The organism is Faecalibacter rhinopitheci, from assembly GCF_015234135.1.
GTDB lineage: Bacteria > Bacteroidota > Bacteroidia > Flavobacteriales > Weeksellaceae > Empedobacter > Empedobacter rhinopitheci.
In genome coordinates, this window is the sequence record NZ_JADGIK010000003.1 from 13,969 (window position 1) to 29,804 (window position 15,836).

At 32.2% G+C, this 15,836-nt stretch carries 16 protein-coding genes; 9 read left to right on the top strand and 7 right to left on the bottom strand.

Annotated features, from left to right (window positions below; genetic code table 11):
* Window positions 1–23 precede the first annotated feature (23 nt).
* On the top strand, window positions 24–935 hold the full coding sequence (locus IM532_RS05075; RefSeq protein WP_194182358.1) for a hypothetical protein: 912 nt from the start codon (window positions 24–26) through the stop codon (window positions 933–935).
* 199 nt (window positions 936–1,134) lie between these two features.
* Window positions 1,135–2,787, top strand: coding sequence for a glucose-6-phosphate isomerase (pgi, locus tag IM532_RS05080; protein ID WP_194182359.1), 1,653 nt, complete (start codon window positions 1,135–1,137; stop codon window positions 2,785–2,787).
* A gap of 289 nt (window positions 2,788–3,076) precedes the next feature.
* On the opposite strand, the gene IM532_RS05085 is transcribed toward pgi, so the two are convergent.
* From IM532_RS05085 to IM532_RS05115, 7 genes are all read right to left on the bottom strand, one after another.
* Window positions 3,077–3,601, bottom strand: a complete 525-nt coding sequence (locus IM532_RS05085; RefSeq protein WP_194182360.1) for a plastocyanin/azurin family copper-binding protein — start codon at window positions 3,599–3,601, stop codon at window positions 3,077–3,079.
* Between the two features lie 115 nt (window positions 3,602–3,716).
* Window positions 3,717–4,364, bottom strand: coding sequence for a 7-carboxy-7-deazaguanine synthase QueE (locus IM532_RS05090; RefSeq protein WP_194182361.1), 648 nt, complete (start codon window positions 4,362–4,364; stop codon window positions 3,717–3,719).
* A 6-nt stretch (window positions 4,365–4,370) separates the two neighbouring features.
* On the bottom strand, window positions 4,371–5,246 hold the full coding sequence (locus tag IM532_RS05095) for a bifunctional 5,10-methylenetetrahydrofolate dehydrogenase/5,10-methenyltetrahydrofolate cyclohydrolase (protein WP_194182362.1): 876 nt from the start codon (window positions 5,244–5,246) through the stop codon (window positions 4,371–4,373).
* Window positions 5,247–5,379: 133 nt separating this feature from the next.
* Window positions 5,380–7,032, bottom strand: coding sequence for a hypothetical protein (locus IM532_RS05100; protein ID WP_194182363.1), 1,653 nt, complete (start codon window positions 7,030–7,032; stop codon window positions 5,380–5,382).
* 7 nt (window positions 7,033–7,039) lie between these two features.
* Complete coding sequence (locus IM532_RS05105) at window positions 7,040–7,708, bottom strand: hypothetical protein (protein ID WP_194182364.1); 669 nt, start codon at window positions 7,706–7,708, stop codon at window positions 7,040–7,042.
* A 203-nt stretch (window positions 7,709–7,911) separates the two neighbouring features.
* The gene (locus IM532_RS05110) at window positions 7,912–8,322 is read right to left on the bottom strand and encodes a hypothetical protein (protein WP_194182365.1); all 411 of its coding nucleotides are present in this window, start codon (window positions 8,320–8,322) and stop codon (window positions 7,912–7,914) included.
* 1 nt (window position 8,323) lies between these two features.
* On the bottom strand, window positions 8,324–9,325 hold the full coding sequence (locus tag IM532_RS05115) for an NAD(P)H-dependent glycerol-3-phosphate dehydrogenase (protein WP_194182366.1): 1,002 nt from the start codon (window positions 9,323–9,325) through the stop codon (window positions 8,324–8,326).
* A gap of 96 nt (window positions 9,326–9,421) precedes the next feature.
* On the opposite strand from IM532_RS05115, the gene IM532_RS05120 reads away from it, so the two are divergent.
* From IM532_RS05120 to IM532_RS05150, 7 genes are all read left to right on the top strand, one after another.
* On the top strand, window positions 9,422–10,843 hold the full coding sequence (locus IM532_RS05120) for a lipopolysaccharide biosynthesis protein (RefSeq protein WP_194182367.1): 1,422 nt from the start codon (window positions 9,422–9,424) through the stop codon (window positions 10,841–10,843).
* Between the two features lie 5 nt (window positions 10,844–10,848).
* The gene (gene dut / locus IM532_RS05125) at window positions 10,849–11,280 is read left to right on the top strand and encodes a dUTP diphosphatase (RefSeq protein ID WP_194182368.1); all 432 of its coding nucleotides are present in this window, start codon (window positions 10,849–10,851) and stop codon (window positions 11,278–11,280) included.
* Between the two features lie 24 nt (window positions 11,281–11,304).
* Window positions 11,305–12,327 (top strand): sugar phosphate nucleotidyltransferase, encoded by a 1,023-nt coding sequence (locus tag IM532_RS05130; RefSeq protein WP_194182369.1) that lies wholly within the window; start codon window positions 11,305–11,307, stop codon window positions 12,325–12,327.
* A gap of 9 nt (window positions 12,328–12,336) precedes the next feature.
* Window positions 12,337–13,131, top strand: a complete 795-nt coding sequence (locus tag IM532_RS05135; protein ID WP_194182370.1) for a DUF4292 domain-containing protein — start codon at window positions 12,337–12,339, stop codon at window positions 13,129–13,131.
* Entirely contained in the window at window positions 13,131–14,798 is a 1,668-nt protein-coding gene (locus IM532_RS05140; protein ID WP_194182371.1) for a murein hydrolase activator EnvC family protein, read from the top strand. Before IM532_RS05135 ends, IM532_RS05140 begins: the two co-directional genes overlap by 1 nt.
* Before the next feature lie 37 nt (window positions 14,799–14,835).
* A complete protein-coding gene (locus IM532_RS05145; protein WP_194182372.1) occupies window positions 14,836–15,006 on the top strand; it encodes a twin-arginine translocase TatA/TatE family subunit in 171 nt (56 codons plus the stop codon).
* A 91-nt stretch (window positions 15,007–15,097) separates the two neighbouring features.
* Window positions 15,098–15,709: a DUF4254 domain-containing protein gene (locus IM532_RS05150; protein ID WP_194182373.1), complete on the top strand. Its 612-nt coding sequence runs from the start codon at window positions 15,098–15,100 to the stop codon at window positions 15,707–15,709.
* Window positions 15,710–15,836 lie beyond the last annotated feature (127 nt).

Genomic DNA, 15,836 nt, shown 5'->3' on the forward strand with positions numbered 1-15,836 from the left:
TTTGTAGGTAGGAATACCGAATAATGAAAATGAATAAATGGTGGTTGATTTTTCCGATCATACTTTGTGTGATTGCTTGTAGCGAACCTAAAAAGGAAAATCAGTTTGTAACTTTTAGTGGACATATAAAAAACGCCAAGTTGGATAGTGTTTATATTATCTTGAATGAGCGTGAAAAGGGTTTTGCATTAGATTTTGATGGAAATTTCTCAGATACTGTTCAGTTAAATGATGAAGGTTACAAAACTTTATCCATTGATCGAGAAGAATTTTCGATGTATTTAATTCCGGGAGATAGTTTACATCTTCGTGTTGATCTTCATAAATTTGATGATACATTCGTGTTTAATGGAACGGGTGCAGCGCGTAACAATTATCTTTTTCTAAAAGAAAATTTGGTAAACAATTGGTTAGCAAACGAATTGGTTTTTCGGTTAGATCCTAAAGAATATCAAGAAAATTTAGCTGACTTTCTCCATCATTTAAAATTAGAGATGGCTGAGAATGGGGTTGATAAATCCTTTATTAAAATAGAAACTAAGAATCTTTATTTTGATGAGTGTAATTTATTGTATGCTTACCGCGATTCTTATCCTTATTTTAATCCTCAGAAGACACAATTACCGATTGATTTTATTAACTTTTCTAATTATAATTTAGACCACGAAGAGGATTTTAAGCAATTTAAAAGTTATAGAAATATTGTTACTTATTATTTAGATGAACAATTAAATCGTGGGCTATCTGCAAATGATATCTTAGAAAGTACAAAAAGTGAATCTATTCGTTATGCCTTTATGCGTACGCTAATTGATGGCTTAGATCCTGCTGATAGCATGAGTGTTGCTTATTATGATGCCATTGTAAAGCATTGTAAATACCAACCTTGGCTGGATGAGGCTAAAGTTATCATGACAAATAAGAAGGTGAAATAATATTGTAATTAGTTTTTCTGTACTACAGCTTTTTGAATATTTTCAGGTTTTTTCTTTTGCTATTAATGGGGTATAACGGTTGTAAGGAATGGTCTGTGCTTTATTTTTAAAAATCTTATCACTGCTCAAACGTTATCGTTAAACAATCTCTTTTATGATGCCATCTAAATGCTTAAATTTGTTAGGTAACAAACATACTATGGCATTAAATACGATCAATCCAACGACAACTTCGGCTTGGCAAAAACTGCAAGCTCATTATGAAGCTATACAACATACTTCTATAAAAGAATTATTTGAATCGAATGCAAAGCGATTTGAAGAATTCTCTATTCAATATCCATCTTTATTAGTTGATTATTCTAAAAATAGAATAACAAGTGAAACCATACAATTGTTGGTTGACTTGGCTAAGGAAATGGGTGTAGATGAGGCAATACAGCAAATGTTTGAAGGTGAAACAATCAATCAAACAGAAGGTCGCGCCGTGTTGCATACCGCTTTACGTAATCGTTCGAATGATCCTGTATTGGTGGATGGTAAGGATGTCATGCCTCAGATAAATGAAGTATTGGCCCAAATGAAAGATTTTTCTGCTAAAGTAATTGCAGGAGAATGGAAAGGATTTACTGGTAAGGAAATAACAGACGTTGTAAACATTGGAATCGGAGGTTCTGATTTAGGTCCTGTGATGGTTACTGAAGCGTTAAAACATTATAAAACTCGCTTAGATGTACATTTTGTATCTAATATTGATGGGACGCATTTAGCAGAAATATTTAAGGTCGTAAATCCGGAAACGACGTTGTTTATAGTTGCTTCGAAAACATTTACAACGCAGGAAACGATGACTAATGCTTTTACTGCTAAGCAATGGTTATTGACTAATGGTGCAAAGGAAGCTGATGTGGCCAAACATTTTGTGGCTTTGTCTACAAATGCGAAAGGTGTTGCAGAATTTGGGATAGATACAGCCAATATGTTTCAGTTCTGGGATTGGGTTGGTGGTCGCTATTCTTTATGGAGTGCAATAGGTCTAAGCATCTGTTTGGCTGTTGGATATGAAAACTTTGAAGAGTTGTTAGAAGGTGCGCATGAAATGGATACACATTTTAGGACAGAAACTTTGGATCAGAATATTCCTGTTATTTTGGCTTTATTAGGAATTTGGTATAATAACTTCTTTGGAGCCGATTCTGTTGCTTTATTGCCATATGAACAATATTTATCTCGATTTGCAGCTTACTTTCAGCAGGGTGATATGGAATCTAATGGTAAATATGTAGGCCGTGATGGGAATAAAGTGAACTACGAAACTGGCCCTATTATTTGGGGAGAGCCAGGAACTAATGGTCAGCATGCTTTTTATCAATTAATTCATCAAGGGACAAAATTGATTCCAGCAGATTTTATTGCTGGTGCAAAATCATTGAATGTTTTAGGAGATCATCATATGAAGTTATTATCTAATTTCTTTGCACAGACTGAAGCGCTTGCCTTTGGTAAAGATGAAATGACGGTGGTAACGGAATTGATACAAGCTGGTAAATCTGCGGAAGAGATTAAAATTTTAACACCTTTTAAAATTTTTGAAGGGAATCGTCCAACTAATTCTATTTTATACCAAGTGTTAACGCCTAAAGTTTTGGGGAATTTAATTGCCATGTATGAGCATAAAATCTATGTACAGGGTGTAATTTGGAATATATTCTCTTTTGACCAATGGGGAGTTGAACTTGGTAAACAATTGGCTAATTTTATCTTACCAGAATTAGAGGATAATGAAAATGTTGTTTCTCATGATTCTTCTACGAATGGATTGATTAATGCTTATAAATATTGGAGAAAATAATTAGTGAATAAATATATGTTAGAAGGAGGGATGTTCGTTGAGTGTTCCTCCTTTTACTTTATATTCAACATGAAGAATGGGATATAATTGGAGAATATTACTATTGAGAATATGTGTAGATAGATAATTATATTAGAACACTTTATAAAGTTTAAGGCATAAAAAAAGCCTGAACACTACTTCAGGCTTAAAATTAACACATGAGGACAAAATTTACTCTACTAAATCTTATACGATTATAGTATTTGCAATTTGTGTGCCAAAACAAATTTTAGGGTATAAATTTGTATTAATTAACGGCTGTAATTTGTCCTCTCATAGTTGCTGCATGTCCTGGAAAAGTACAAAGGAAGTCGTATGTACCTGCATTCTCTAATTTAAATTTGACTTGGTCATTTTCCTTAGGACCTAATAATTTGGTGTGTATAATAATATCACTTATTTTATCTTTAGGAATGTAATCGTTCTCTTTTTCTGAAGACGCTGCAAATGCAAATCCATTGATATCTACACCTTGCTGTAGTACCACAGCATTATGTCCCATCACTTCTTTAGAGCTGGTTCCGTTGTTCATTAATAGCAATGTAATTTCTTCTCCAACTTTTACATTAAATTTTGTCTGATCAAAGGTCATGTCTTCATTTGCTTTGATAACGATGTGGTTGGTTGTTTGAGAAGCTTGTGTTGTAGTTGTTGTACTGTTGGGAGATGATTCGTTGTATTCTATGATATCCGTATTCTCATTTGATTTTTCTTCTTTTCCACAGGAAAATAAGATAGGAATAGCAAAAGCTAGTATAAGTATCTTTTTCATGGTGATTAATTTTATTGTTATCCTTGAAGATACGGCAATTTTGAGATAAAAAAAAGCACTTCAGTTTGAAGTGCTTTTATAGAAATAGAATAAAATTATTTGTAGCTTAAATTTCCTACGGAATATCTAAGTATTTATGCGTTTGTAAGGAAATTCTCCATTTTGGATTTTCTTTGACGTATTCTACAATTTCTGGAAGATTTTTCTCTCTTTTACTCCATTCTGTTTGTAAGTATAATACGCAATCTTTCCCTACGCGAGCAGCTTGTTCTTCAGCAAATTTAAAATCATGTTGATTAAAAATGATACACTTTAATTCGTGAGCAGCTTTATATACATCATCTTTAGGTAGCATTGTTTTCTTTGGTGATAGACATACCCAGTCGATTTCTCCAGACATGGAATAAGCTCCTGAAGTTTCTATGTGTATGCGTGCACCTTTTTCATGTAGAACTTTCGTTAAATAAGTTAAGTCCCACATTAATGGTTCGCCTCCTGTAATGACAATAATTGAAGCCTGTGCGGTTGCGATTTCTGCAATATCATCTGCTAAAGTAAGAGGATGTTTTTCTGCATCCCAGCTGTCTTTCACATCACACCAATGACAGCCGACATCGCATCCACCTAAACGAATGAAATATGTAGCTACACCTGTATAAGCACCTTCTCCTTGAATGGTATAGAAATGCTCCATAATTGGTAATAGTTTACCTTCTTTAAGTAATTGTTGTTGCTCTGTTGTCGTTGATGTAATATTTATCATTGCTTACTAGTTATTTTTGTTATAAGCCAATAGTGTATTTTTCAGTAACATAGCTCTTGTCATTGGTCCAACACCACCTGGTACTGGGGTAATCCAAGAAGCTTTTTCTTTTACATTTTCGAAATCTACATCACCAGCTAATTTATATCCTTTTGGAGAAGTTGGATCGTCTACACGTGTAATACCTACGTCGACAATAACAGCTCCATCTTTTATCATATCTGCTTTCAGGAATTCAGGAACTCCTAAAGCTGTGATTACAATATCTGCTTCTTTTGTATATTTTGCTAAATCTTCTGTCTTAGAGTGTGTAAGTGTAACTGTACTGTTCCCAGGGTTACCATTTTTGCTCATTAAGATAGACATAGGACGACCTACAATACGAGAACGGCCAATAACTACAGTATGTTTACCTGCTGTAGGCACCTTATAACGTTCTAACATTTCCATGATTCCGTACGGTGTGGCTGGTAAAAATGTTTCCATTTCTAACGCCATTTTACCAAAATTCATTGGATGGAAACCATCTACATCTTTGTTAGGATCGATAGCATTAATTACAGCCTCTTGATCGATGTGTTTTGGTAAGGGTAACTGTACGATAAATCCATCTAAATTAGAATCGTTATTCCATTCTTGGATTTTAGCGATTAATTCCTCTTGTGTGATTGTATCTTCTAATATAAGTTCTGAAGATTCAAATCCTACGTAATTACAATCTTTGATTTTGTTGTCCACGTAAGTGCGTGATGCACCATCGTTTCCAACTAGAATTGCACCTAAATGTGGTACACGTTTTCCTTGTTCTTTGTACGATTCCACTTTCAGTTTGATCTCTTGCTTGATCTCTTTTGAAAGTTTAATACCATCTAAAATTTGCATTGTTTGTTGTGTTTGCGCAAAGATAAGAACAAAATAGGAGTTCGCCTTATAATTCGTTTTATGTTGTTTTGAAAAAGGGGGAGAAAAAAAGCCGTTTCTAAAGAAACGGCTTATGATATTGGAATAAATAGAATTAAAGATTGATACGAATGTGTGGATTTACTTTAATTTGACAAGTAGATACAGTTGCTTCAACGGTACTAGATGAAGCTTCTATAACATTATTTTGTAAATCGTAGCTCGTCATGCGAATCGTATATATGCCATCATTTGGATACTGATGGGTTAAGGTGTACGATTTGTTTAGACCATTATTTTCAAGCGTTTCTATAGAAGAGTTGTCTCCAAAATCAATTTCTGTTCTTGAATAATCGTCTCCGCCTTCACCACCTGTAATATTAATAGTGAAAGTAGTAGGTGTATCTTTACAAATATTTACCTTATCCATATTAACATTAAAATAAAATGAAGCATAAGAAGGTAATCCTAAACGAGCGGTGCTCCCTTGAGGTAATATATTTTCTAAACGATATATTTTCTTTGAAGCTGGATTTTCTGGATTAGGAATTACGAATAAATTTTGAGTACCTGGTTCTGTGATATACATTCGGTTATCAACACCAGTAGATATAGCTCCGAAATGAACTGTTGAATTATTTACTACAATTCCTTCTTTTATACCATAATCATGTAAATCAGCTGTTGCAATTGTAGGGTCGATTAATTCACTTACCTTAAATACATATAGTGTGTATTTTCGATTCCCTACTTCAGCAGGAGTATTTGTCAATGAGGTGATATATACGTATTGTTCTGAGGGATCGAATTCAATACTATATGTTTGTTCATTTGATACACCAATGGAGCGATGATGTAAATTTGTAATTTTCCCTGTTTCACTATTGAAATCAGCAATCAATAAATTATTATATATCGTATTTCCAATGTTACGGTTATGTGAAATCAACGCTAAGCGAGTTCCACTTTTATTGAATTTGATTTGACCATATGATGTAAAATGTGTTACGATATCTGTTTGTATATAATTCAAATTATCTCTTTGTAATATAGGATTAGCTGTAACTCCATTTTCATCTACTTTATAAACCGATAATTGATAAAAATTACGATTTGTAGTATTATCAATTTTTCTTGAAGGAGCTACTATCCAAAAATCTTTTTTATTTGCATGTCTCACCGCATTCACAATTTCTTTATAAAATTGATTTTTAGGTGGATTTAGGGTAATATTTTTTTTCCCTTCAGGAATTTCAAAGCGATTGGTTACTGAATTTTTTACAATTGGGCTCCAAGAAAGAAATTTTTGAGTTTCTTCAGTCGTTATTGGAGTATTAACACCTTCTTTCGTATTTAAGGTTACTGCAATATAACTTGAGGGAGTTCCTGGATAGGGCAATATAATACCAGATTGAACTGAACTTGAATTTCCTGTTAAACCTGTACCATTTGCAATAATTTCGTCACCATTTGGTCGTTTTTCCCAAACTTGTATTCCATCCGAATAAAACAATAATTCACCATTGTAATCGGATACATTAAAACAACCTTCTGAAGTTCTAATTTTTGATTTAAATGCTGTGGGAATACCTTGTAATATCACATTTCCCCCTGCAGTTTTAAAAAAATCGGTACCAGTAAAACTCTGAACAGTGTTCCACGTTAACCCCGCATATTCACCAAAAACCCAATTGTAATTTTCTTTCTGCGCATGTACAAATGTGGTGCATAAGCTTAGAAATAAGCTTAAATATTTAAAATATACCATTATCACGTTATTTTAAAGGTTTTAAAATAATATTGATAAAAGAATTCGCAGGAGGATTGGTGTTTTTTACAGTATAAGTCATCATGCCATCTGCCGAAATACTATTAATTGTAAGGTATGAATCGTTATAATATGTAACAATATATTCTAATTCGTTTGCTTCAAAAATAGTCTGCTCTGAATTAGAAACATATGTTGTTGTTGAGTTGCTTGAAAAAAAGCGTGTAGAGTTTGATGAATCATTTACAAATTGAGAACGATAACTTTCATACAAGTTAACTGTTTTTTGTCCTATCGTACCCATATCTAAGTTAAATGAAGGCATATAAAACCAATCTTGTGCTTGTTTTCCAATTTCAATTATTTGCCATATTTCTCCGTCAAAATAATAATACCCAGGATTTTTAACTTTAATTGTTTTTCCTACACGATCGTTTTCCACTAGTCCTTGGGTTACATATACCATAGCTCCTATTTGGTCTCTATTGTATGCACTATCTTTCGCTTTTAGTTGTTCGCCTGTAAGTCGAGGTGCAATTATTCCATCCGGGATATTTACTGTTGTTGCATTTGCTTGTACATCTAATGATGCATTTGGTTTAATGGTGTTAATACCTACTTGTGAAAATGATAATATAGGCAATACAGCGCATAATAGGAATAGGTGGTTTTTCATATCGTTTAAAGTGTTGTTGTTTCGTGCAAAAATAATTTACAAATATAAATATTATTAATAAATAGAACAATACCTATTAAAGGTGTGTTAATTGATTATTAATTAGTTATGTTTAATCGGTTAACTGTTTGAATATAATTGATATTTAAATAAAAAAAGGGCTATCATTTCTGATAGCCCTTTTTAAAGTAAAACTTATTTAATTAAAAATTAATTCTCTTTTTAATATGGTTGTATTCTTTTGATATGATTTGATCTTCTTCCGTAGGGAATTGAAAAATACCTGTATTTGTTTGTTGGATTCTCTCTACAATTCTAAAACTATTTTCTGCTTTTGCTTGGTTATTATTTCTAAGGAATAGTGCAGTAGCTTTTAAAAATGTTAGGATATTTTTCTTTCGGAGTTCGTCTGATAATAAGAATTGATCTCTTTCTTGATTTTCTTCCAATAAAATATTCAATTGATTATCATCAATTTTATAATAAGATTGTAACATTTGATTAAAAATAATCAAAAATCCTTCGTCTGAATTTCCAGCTTCTAACGAAATAATTTTAGCTAATGTTTTAGCCAATTCCTGAATATATTTTGAAATAAAATCTTGTTTTATCATTTTAATCTAATTTTTTAGATAATTTTTCTATCGTTTTTGCAGGATTTGTACCTTCATATAATATACTATATACTGCATGGATAATAGGTGCTTTTATTTTATAATCTTTGTTCATAATAGCAATTCCTTTTGTCGCATAATACCCTTCTGCAACCATATTCATTTCCATAATAGTAGCTTTTACAGTATATCCTTTTCCTATCATATTTCCGAACATTCGGTTTCTAGAAAAGTTAGAATAACCAGTCACCAATAAATCTCCTAAATAGGCTGAGTCGTTAATTTTACGCTTTGTTTTATCAACTTGTTTCAGAATTTGATTCATTTCTCTAATTCCGTTACTCATCAGAACTGCTTGGAAGTTGTCTCCATATCCTAATCCATGAGCTATACCTGCTGCAATAGCATATATATTTTTTAGGATTGCGCCATATTCTGTACCAAAAATATCGTTCGATAATTTTGTATTGATAAAATCACAGTTTAAACAATCTGCTACAATTTTAGCTTTATTTTGGTCTAAAGCAGCAATCGTTAAATATGAAAGTCTTTCTAAAGCAACTTCTTCTGCATGGCATGGTCCAGAAACAATTCCTAATTGATCTTGTTTTAGGTTAAACTCATCAAATAAATATTGTCCCACTGCTTTGTAATGATTAGGTACAATTCCTTTGATAGAAGTGACAACAAATTTATCTTTAAGAGAAATCGTTAATTTACTCAAACAGTTCTCGACATAAATAGACGGAACTACAATAAATATAATATCCGAATTGGCTACTACTTCATTAAGATTAGTAGAAATATTTAATCGGTTGGGATTAAATTCTACATCTGTTAAATAATTTGGATTATGACGATTATTAATAATACTGTCTTTTACATACTCATCTTTTACCCACCAGTTGAATGATTCTAGGTTTTTACTAAGCATTTTTGCGATCGCAGTTGCCCAGCTTCCATTCCCGATTAATCCAACTTTACGATTTGATAACTCAATCATGTATAATTTTATTGAACTTACAAAGTTACGGAATTTGTAGAATACGTATTTTTGTATTTTTAAAAAGAAGTTGAAAATTATAAAAAACGCCTCAAGTTGTATAAAAAATTATTTAGTGAAACCATTATTTATGGTATAGGATCAATCTTGCCCCGATTGATTATGTTTGCCTTAAACCCTTTTATAATTGGGAAAACAGCAGAAACGGATTTTTCTATTTTTGGACAATTGTATGCAGCTGTTTCGTTTTTGAATGTAATTTTAACTTTTGGATTTGAAACTGCTTTTTTTAGATATGCCACAGAAGAGGGATTGTATCAAAAGGTTTTAAATACAGCTTTTTGGTTTATGACCATTACATCTACGTTGATGATGGTGTTTTTATATGCATTTCTTCAGCCATTAGCAGATTTTGCAAATTATACAGCAAATCCGGAATATTTACTGTGGTTTGGATGGATTGCTTTTTTTGATACTATTTGTGTTATACCATTTGCGGTTTTACGTTTTACCAACCGACCAATTTATTATTCTGCCATAAAAGTATTTCAGAACGTTTTTCAGGCGGCTCTTACTATCTTTTTGTTGTATTATGTTTCTACTGACTTTATGGTAGATTTAGGGTTTACAAACACAATTTCTTATCCATTTATATCTAATTTAATTGCGAGTATTTTAGGTTTAGTTTTACTGATTGGGATATTACGACAAGTGCAATTTAAATTGGATAAAGCAATTCTTAAAAAGATGTTCTCTTACGGTTATCCTATTATGATTGCTGGTTTAGGATTTATTTTGAATGAGAATTTTGATAAATTGGTTCAGCGTCAATTAATTAGTGAGGCTGATGCAGGTTCGTATGCAGCTTGTTACAAATTAGCCACCTTAATGACGCTTTTTGTAACTGCTTACCGCATGGGAATAGAACCTTTCTTTTTTAAAGTAGCAAAGGATAAGGATGCCAAACAGATGTATGCGAATATCTTATTCTTTTTCAGTATTATTTGTAATATTGTTATCCTTGCTATTTTGGCCAATATAGGTTGGATTAAACAATTATTTATTCCAAAATCCTCGTTCTGGACTGCTTTGGATATTGTTCCAATTATTTTGATTGCGAATTTATTTTACGGAATTTATTATAATCTTTCCACTTGGTACAAAGTAACCGATCGTACCAATATTGGTACCATAATTTCTTTAATCGGTGGAGCAATTACAGTTATACTTAATTTGGTTTTATTACCAAAATTTGGATATATGATATCGGCTTGGGCAACTCTAATTGCGTATGGAACGATGATGATCATTTCCTACATTTGGGGTCAAAAATCGTATAAAATACCTTATAAAACGGGTAAAATTTTAATTTATATGGCAATTGCCGTTACTTTGGCTTGCTTTAATTATTATGTATTAGACTCTAATTTGATTATTGGTAATCTTTTATTAATCTCGTACATTGCGTTGCTAATATTTGCAGAAAAAGCAACATTTAAAAAACTGATACGTAAATAAATCCCATGAAAGTAAAAGTAATCAATCAGTCAAAACACGCGTTACCTGAATATAAAACAGCGTTATCTGCTGGAATGGATTTGACAGCTAATATTAATTCTCCTATAGAATTAAAGCCATTAGAAAGAAGATTAATCCCAACAGGATTATTTATTGAATTACCTGCAGGTTATGAGGCACAAGTGCGCCCAAGAAGTGGAATGGCTTTAAAACATGGTTTAACATGTTTAAATTCTCCTGGAACTATTGATGCAGATTATCGTGGTGAAATAGGTGTAATAATCGCTAACGTTTCTAACGATACCTATACGATAGAAGATGGAGAGCGTATAGCGCAACTAGTTATCGCTAAACACGAGACAATTACTTGGGAACAAGTAACAGTACTAGATGAAACTGAACGAGGAGAAGGAGGATTCGGAAGTACAGGAAAATAAGAACTAACTTAACAAAAATATAAAATGAAAATTATAATCCCAATGGCTGGACGTGGGTCACGTTTACGCCCACATACGTTAACAACACCAAAACCACTAATTCCTATAGCTGGAAAACCAATCGTACATCGATTAGTAGAAGATATTGCTAAGGTAAGTTCTGAGAAAATTGAAGAAATTGCCTTTGTTATTGGGGATTTTGGTGCTGAAGTAGAAGCGGATTTAATTAAAATTGCGGAAAATTTAGGTGCTAAAGGAACTATTTGTCATCAATTAGAACCACTTGGTACGGCACATTCTATTTGGATGGCTAAAGAAGCTTTAGAAGGGCCAGTAGTTGTGGCTTATGCAGATACATTATTCCGTGCTGATTTTAAACTAGATATGGAATCAGATGGTGTAGTTTGGGTAAAACAAGTAGAAAACCCATCTGCTTTTGGAGTAGTTAAATTGGATGAAAATGAAGTTATTACAGACTTTGTAGAAAAACCTCAAGAATTTGTTTCAGATTTAGCAATTATTGGAATTTACTTCTTCCGTGATGGTCAAAAATTATACAAAGAAATTGAGCATATCATCGATAATAACATTACTACAGGCGGTGAGTATCAATTAACTGATGCGTTAGAAAGTATGCGCGTTAAAGGTGATAAATTTACTTTAGGTAAAGTAGATGAATGGATGGATTGTGGTAATAAAGCTGTTACAGTAGACACCAACTCACGTATATTAAACTTAGATAAAGAAGATTATACAGCAATTAACCCTAATGCTACAATTGAAAATTCTTTGATTATACCACCTTGTTTTATTGGAGATGCTGTTGTAATCAAAAATTCTAAAATTGGACCTAATGTATCTTTAGGAAATGGAACAAAAGTTGAATGTTCAAATATTGACAATTCATTGATTCAAGAAAAATCAATAATTGCAAACGCAAATCTAACAGATACGATGATTGGTAATAATGCCAAATACTATGGAGTTTCTCGTAGTATTTCTTTAGGAGATTATTCTGAATTAGATTTCAAATCTCAAGAAGCTTAAAATATACATATGAAAAAATTAGCCTTAATCTTAGGATTATCCTTATCCATAGTAAGTTGTAGCACATCTAAAGTTGTAAAGGATGAGGTAACAACACCAGTTGTTTCAGAATCCTCTAAAATTATTAATCAAACAATAGCTAAAAAATCTAAGTTTAAAGATTTAACGATACAAGCTAAAGTTACCGCAGATTTAGAAGGCTTAGCTGGAGATGTAAAAGCAACTATCTTTGTAAATAATGGATCTAAGATTTGGGTTAACGCCACAAAATTTGGTTTTACAGGCGCTCGTGCTTTGATAACTCCAAATGGTTTTACAGCGTATGAAAAGTTAGGTGGAACTTATTACGAAGGAGATTTTTCATTAGCCAATAAATTACTAAAGGTTGATTTTATCGATTATCAAAAATTACAAAATTTGATGCTAGGTAAAATATTTGTAGATTTTAATACGAATGATTATACGGCAAATTTTGTAAATAATCAATATATTATAACTTACAATAAAAATTCAGCTATCCAAGCTCAGCCAAAAGCTGGAGAATATATCCAAACATACGTATTTGATCAAAATTTTAGATTAGCAGAAGCTCATTTAAAAGATCCAAAACGCACTATGGAAGTTACTATCAATTATGCAAACTGGACAAAAGTAGGTGAGGAAGAGTTTCCTAAAAATGTTAAAATTATTATAAAAGATAAAAAAACGCGTCAAGTGGATTTGGAATATAATAGTTTTACATATCAAGAAACTAATACACCATTCTCAATTCCAAGTGGGTATACGAAAAAAGAAATAAAATAATGAGGATTGTTTTTACCGCTCTATTATTCTCTTTATCTGTGTTTTCAAACGCGCAAACACCCTATAATAAAGAGAATTTGCAAAAACAAAATGCACAGCTAAAAAAGGAAATTCTACAGTTGGGTCAAACCTTGAAAAAAAATCAAGAAGGATCAAAACTGAATGTAGAATATGTGCAAAATCTTTCTAAAAAAATCGATACACAGTCAAAATTAGTTAACAATTTAAGCAAGGAAAAACGCTTTATTGAAGATGAAATTTATTTGACTCAATTAGATATTAACAAATTATCCAGAGAGCTAGAAGTTTTAAAAGCAGAGTATAAAAAAGTACTTGTAAAGGCTTATAAAAATAGATCTGTAGATAATAAATTCCTATTCATACTATCTTCAAAAAGTTTAGGTGAAGCTTATCGCCGTGTTAAATATTTAGAAAAGTATTCAGATTATCAACTTGGTCAAGCGGAGGAAATTATTGGTAAAACTACTGATATTAGATCTAAACAAAAAGCCAAGGAAAAAGCAAAACAAGACAAAGAAAGAGTTTTAACTCAGCAACAATTATTTTCTCAATCTTTGGAAAAAGAAAGATTAGAAAAACAAAGAGCTGTTGAAGAATTTAAAAAGAATGAAGGTCTAATAGCCTCAGAAATTAATGCTAAAGAAGCGGCACAGCGTCAAGTTGATGGTCAAATCAAGGCAATTATTGAAGAAGAAATTCGTCAGGCTAAGATTAGAGCTGAAAAAGATAAAAAAGCTTGGGATTTGGCACGTAGCTCTAATACTATTGCAGCTTATAATGAATATTTAAAAGAAAATCCGAAAGGAGATTATGCAACTTCTGCACGCAGAAATATTGCATCTATAGAAGCAGATGCTAAGGCGTGGAATATAGCGCGTAGTACACATACAAAAGCATCTTACCAAGGTTACTTAAAATCTAATCCGAAAGGAAGTTTTGCATCTACAGCTCGTACAGAGGTGGCAAAATTTGAAAAATTAGAGCGTGAAGCTGAAGAAGAGCGTCAACGTTTGATTGCTCAACGAAAAGCTGAAGAAGAGGCACGTATAAAGGCTGAGAAAGAAGAAGATCAGCGTAAAATTGCTGCAGCTCGTGTAGAAGCAGAAAACAAGGCCAAAGCAGAGGCAGCTGCAAAAGTTGTAACAAAAGTTCCAGAAAAAGAAAAGGTTGTTATTGCAGATGCACCAAAACCGGCAGAGAATTTTGCAGATACGCCAGAAGTGGGTGGAATATCAGGTGATTTTATAGCTAATAAAGGTAGATTACCTTGGCCAGTAGCAAAAGGAAAAGTTGTAAGCCACTTTGGTACTAACTCGCATCCAATCTTATCAAATATTTCTACCCAAAATAGTGGAGTGGATATTTCTACAGGAAAAGGATCTAGCGCTAGAGCAGTTTTTGAAGGTATTGTACAAGGAGTTATTCAAATTCCGGGAGGTAATAAGACAGTATTGGTACGCCACGGAACATACTTTACAACTTATTCTAATTTAACATCAGTTAATGTTGCTAAAGATGATCGTGTTTCGCGAGGACAACTCTTAGGGCTTATTGATACAACTCCTAATGGTGAAACGATTATGAATTTCCAAGTTTGGAATGGAGCAACTAAACAAAATCCTGCACTTTGGATAGCAGGAATGTAACAAAAAATAAATATATTTGCATTAAAATCAGTACAATATGGGAATGTTAGGAGGTAAAGAATGGATTCTTATCATTATCGTAGTCTTATTATTATTCGGAGGTAAAAAGATTCCAGAATTGATGAGAGGATTAGGATCTGGAATCAAAGAATTCAAAGATGCTACGAAGAATGAAGAGAAGGACAATGAGCCTAAAAAAGAAAATTAAGATATAATTTTAATTATATACAAAGCATTGTAGTTGAAACAACTTTTTAATTACAATGCTTTTATTTTAAATATAAAACGCAGAATTTACAATGAAGTTTACAGAGAAAGCTTGGCAAATCTTCAATCAATCAATTAATGATTATCATATCTATGATGATGTAAATAGAACAATTGAAAACCCATACGATGAGTCTAACTTAATTGAACATTTATTATATAAAAAGAATTGGATTGATACAGTTCAATGGCATTTAGAAGATATTATTAGAGATCCACAAATTGATCCAGTGGAAGCATTAAGCTTAAAACGTTGGATTGATAAGTCGAACCAAGAGCGTACGGATATGGTAGAGTATGTGGATAGTTGGTTCTTACAACAATATGCTAATGTAGAAGTAAAAGCTGATGCTAAGATCAATACAGAGTCTCCTGCCTGGGCTGTAGATCGTTTTTCTATTCTATCGTTAAAAGTTTATCATATGCAACAAGAGGTTGACCGTACTGATGCAACCCCAGAACACATTGCAGCTTGCCAAACTAAGTTAGATATCTTAAAGCAACAACACCAAGATATGTCTATTGCTATAGAGGAGTTATTAGAAGATTTCCAGAATGGTAGTAAATACATGAAAGTGTACAAACAAATGAAAATGTATAATGACGAGTCTTTAAATCCCGTATTATACGCTAACAAAAAGTAAGAATTTATTCATTCTATATAAAAGCTCAACATGATGTTGGGCTTTTTTTATGCCAGATTATTATTATGCATGCCTTATATTTTATTAATTTTACCAATCAATATTGATATTGTATTTTAATCGTAAT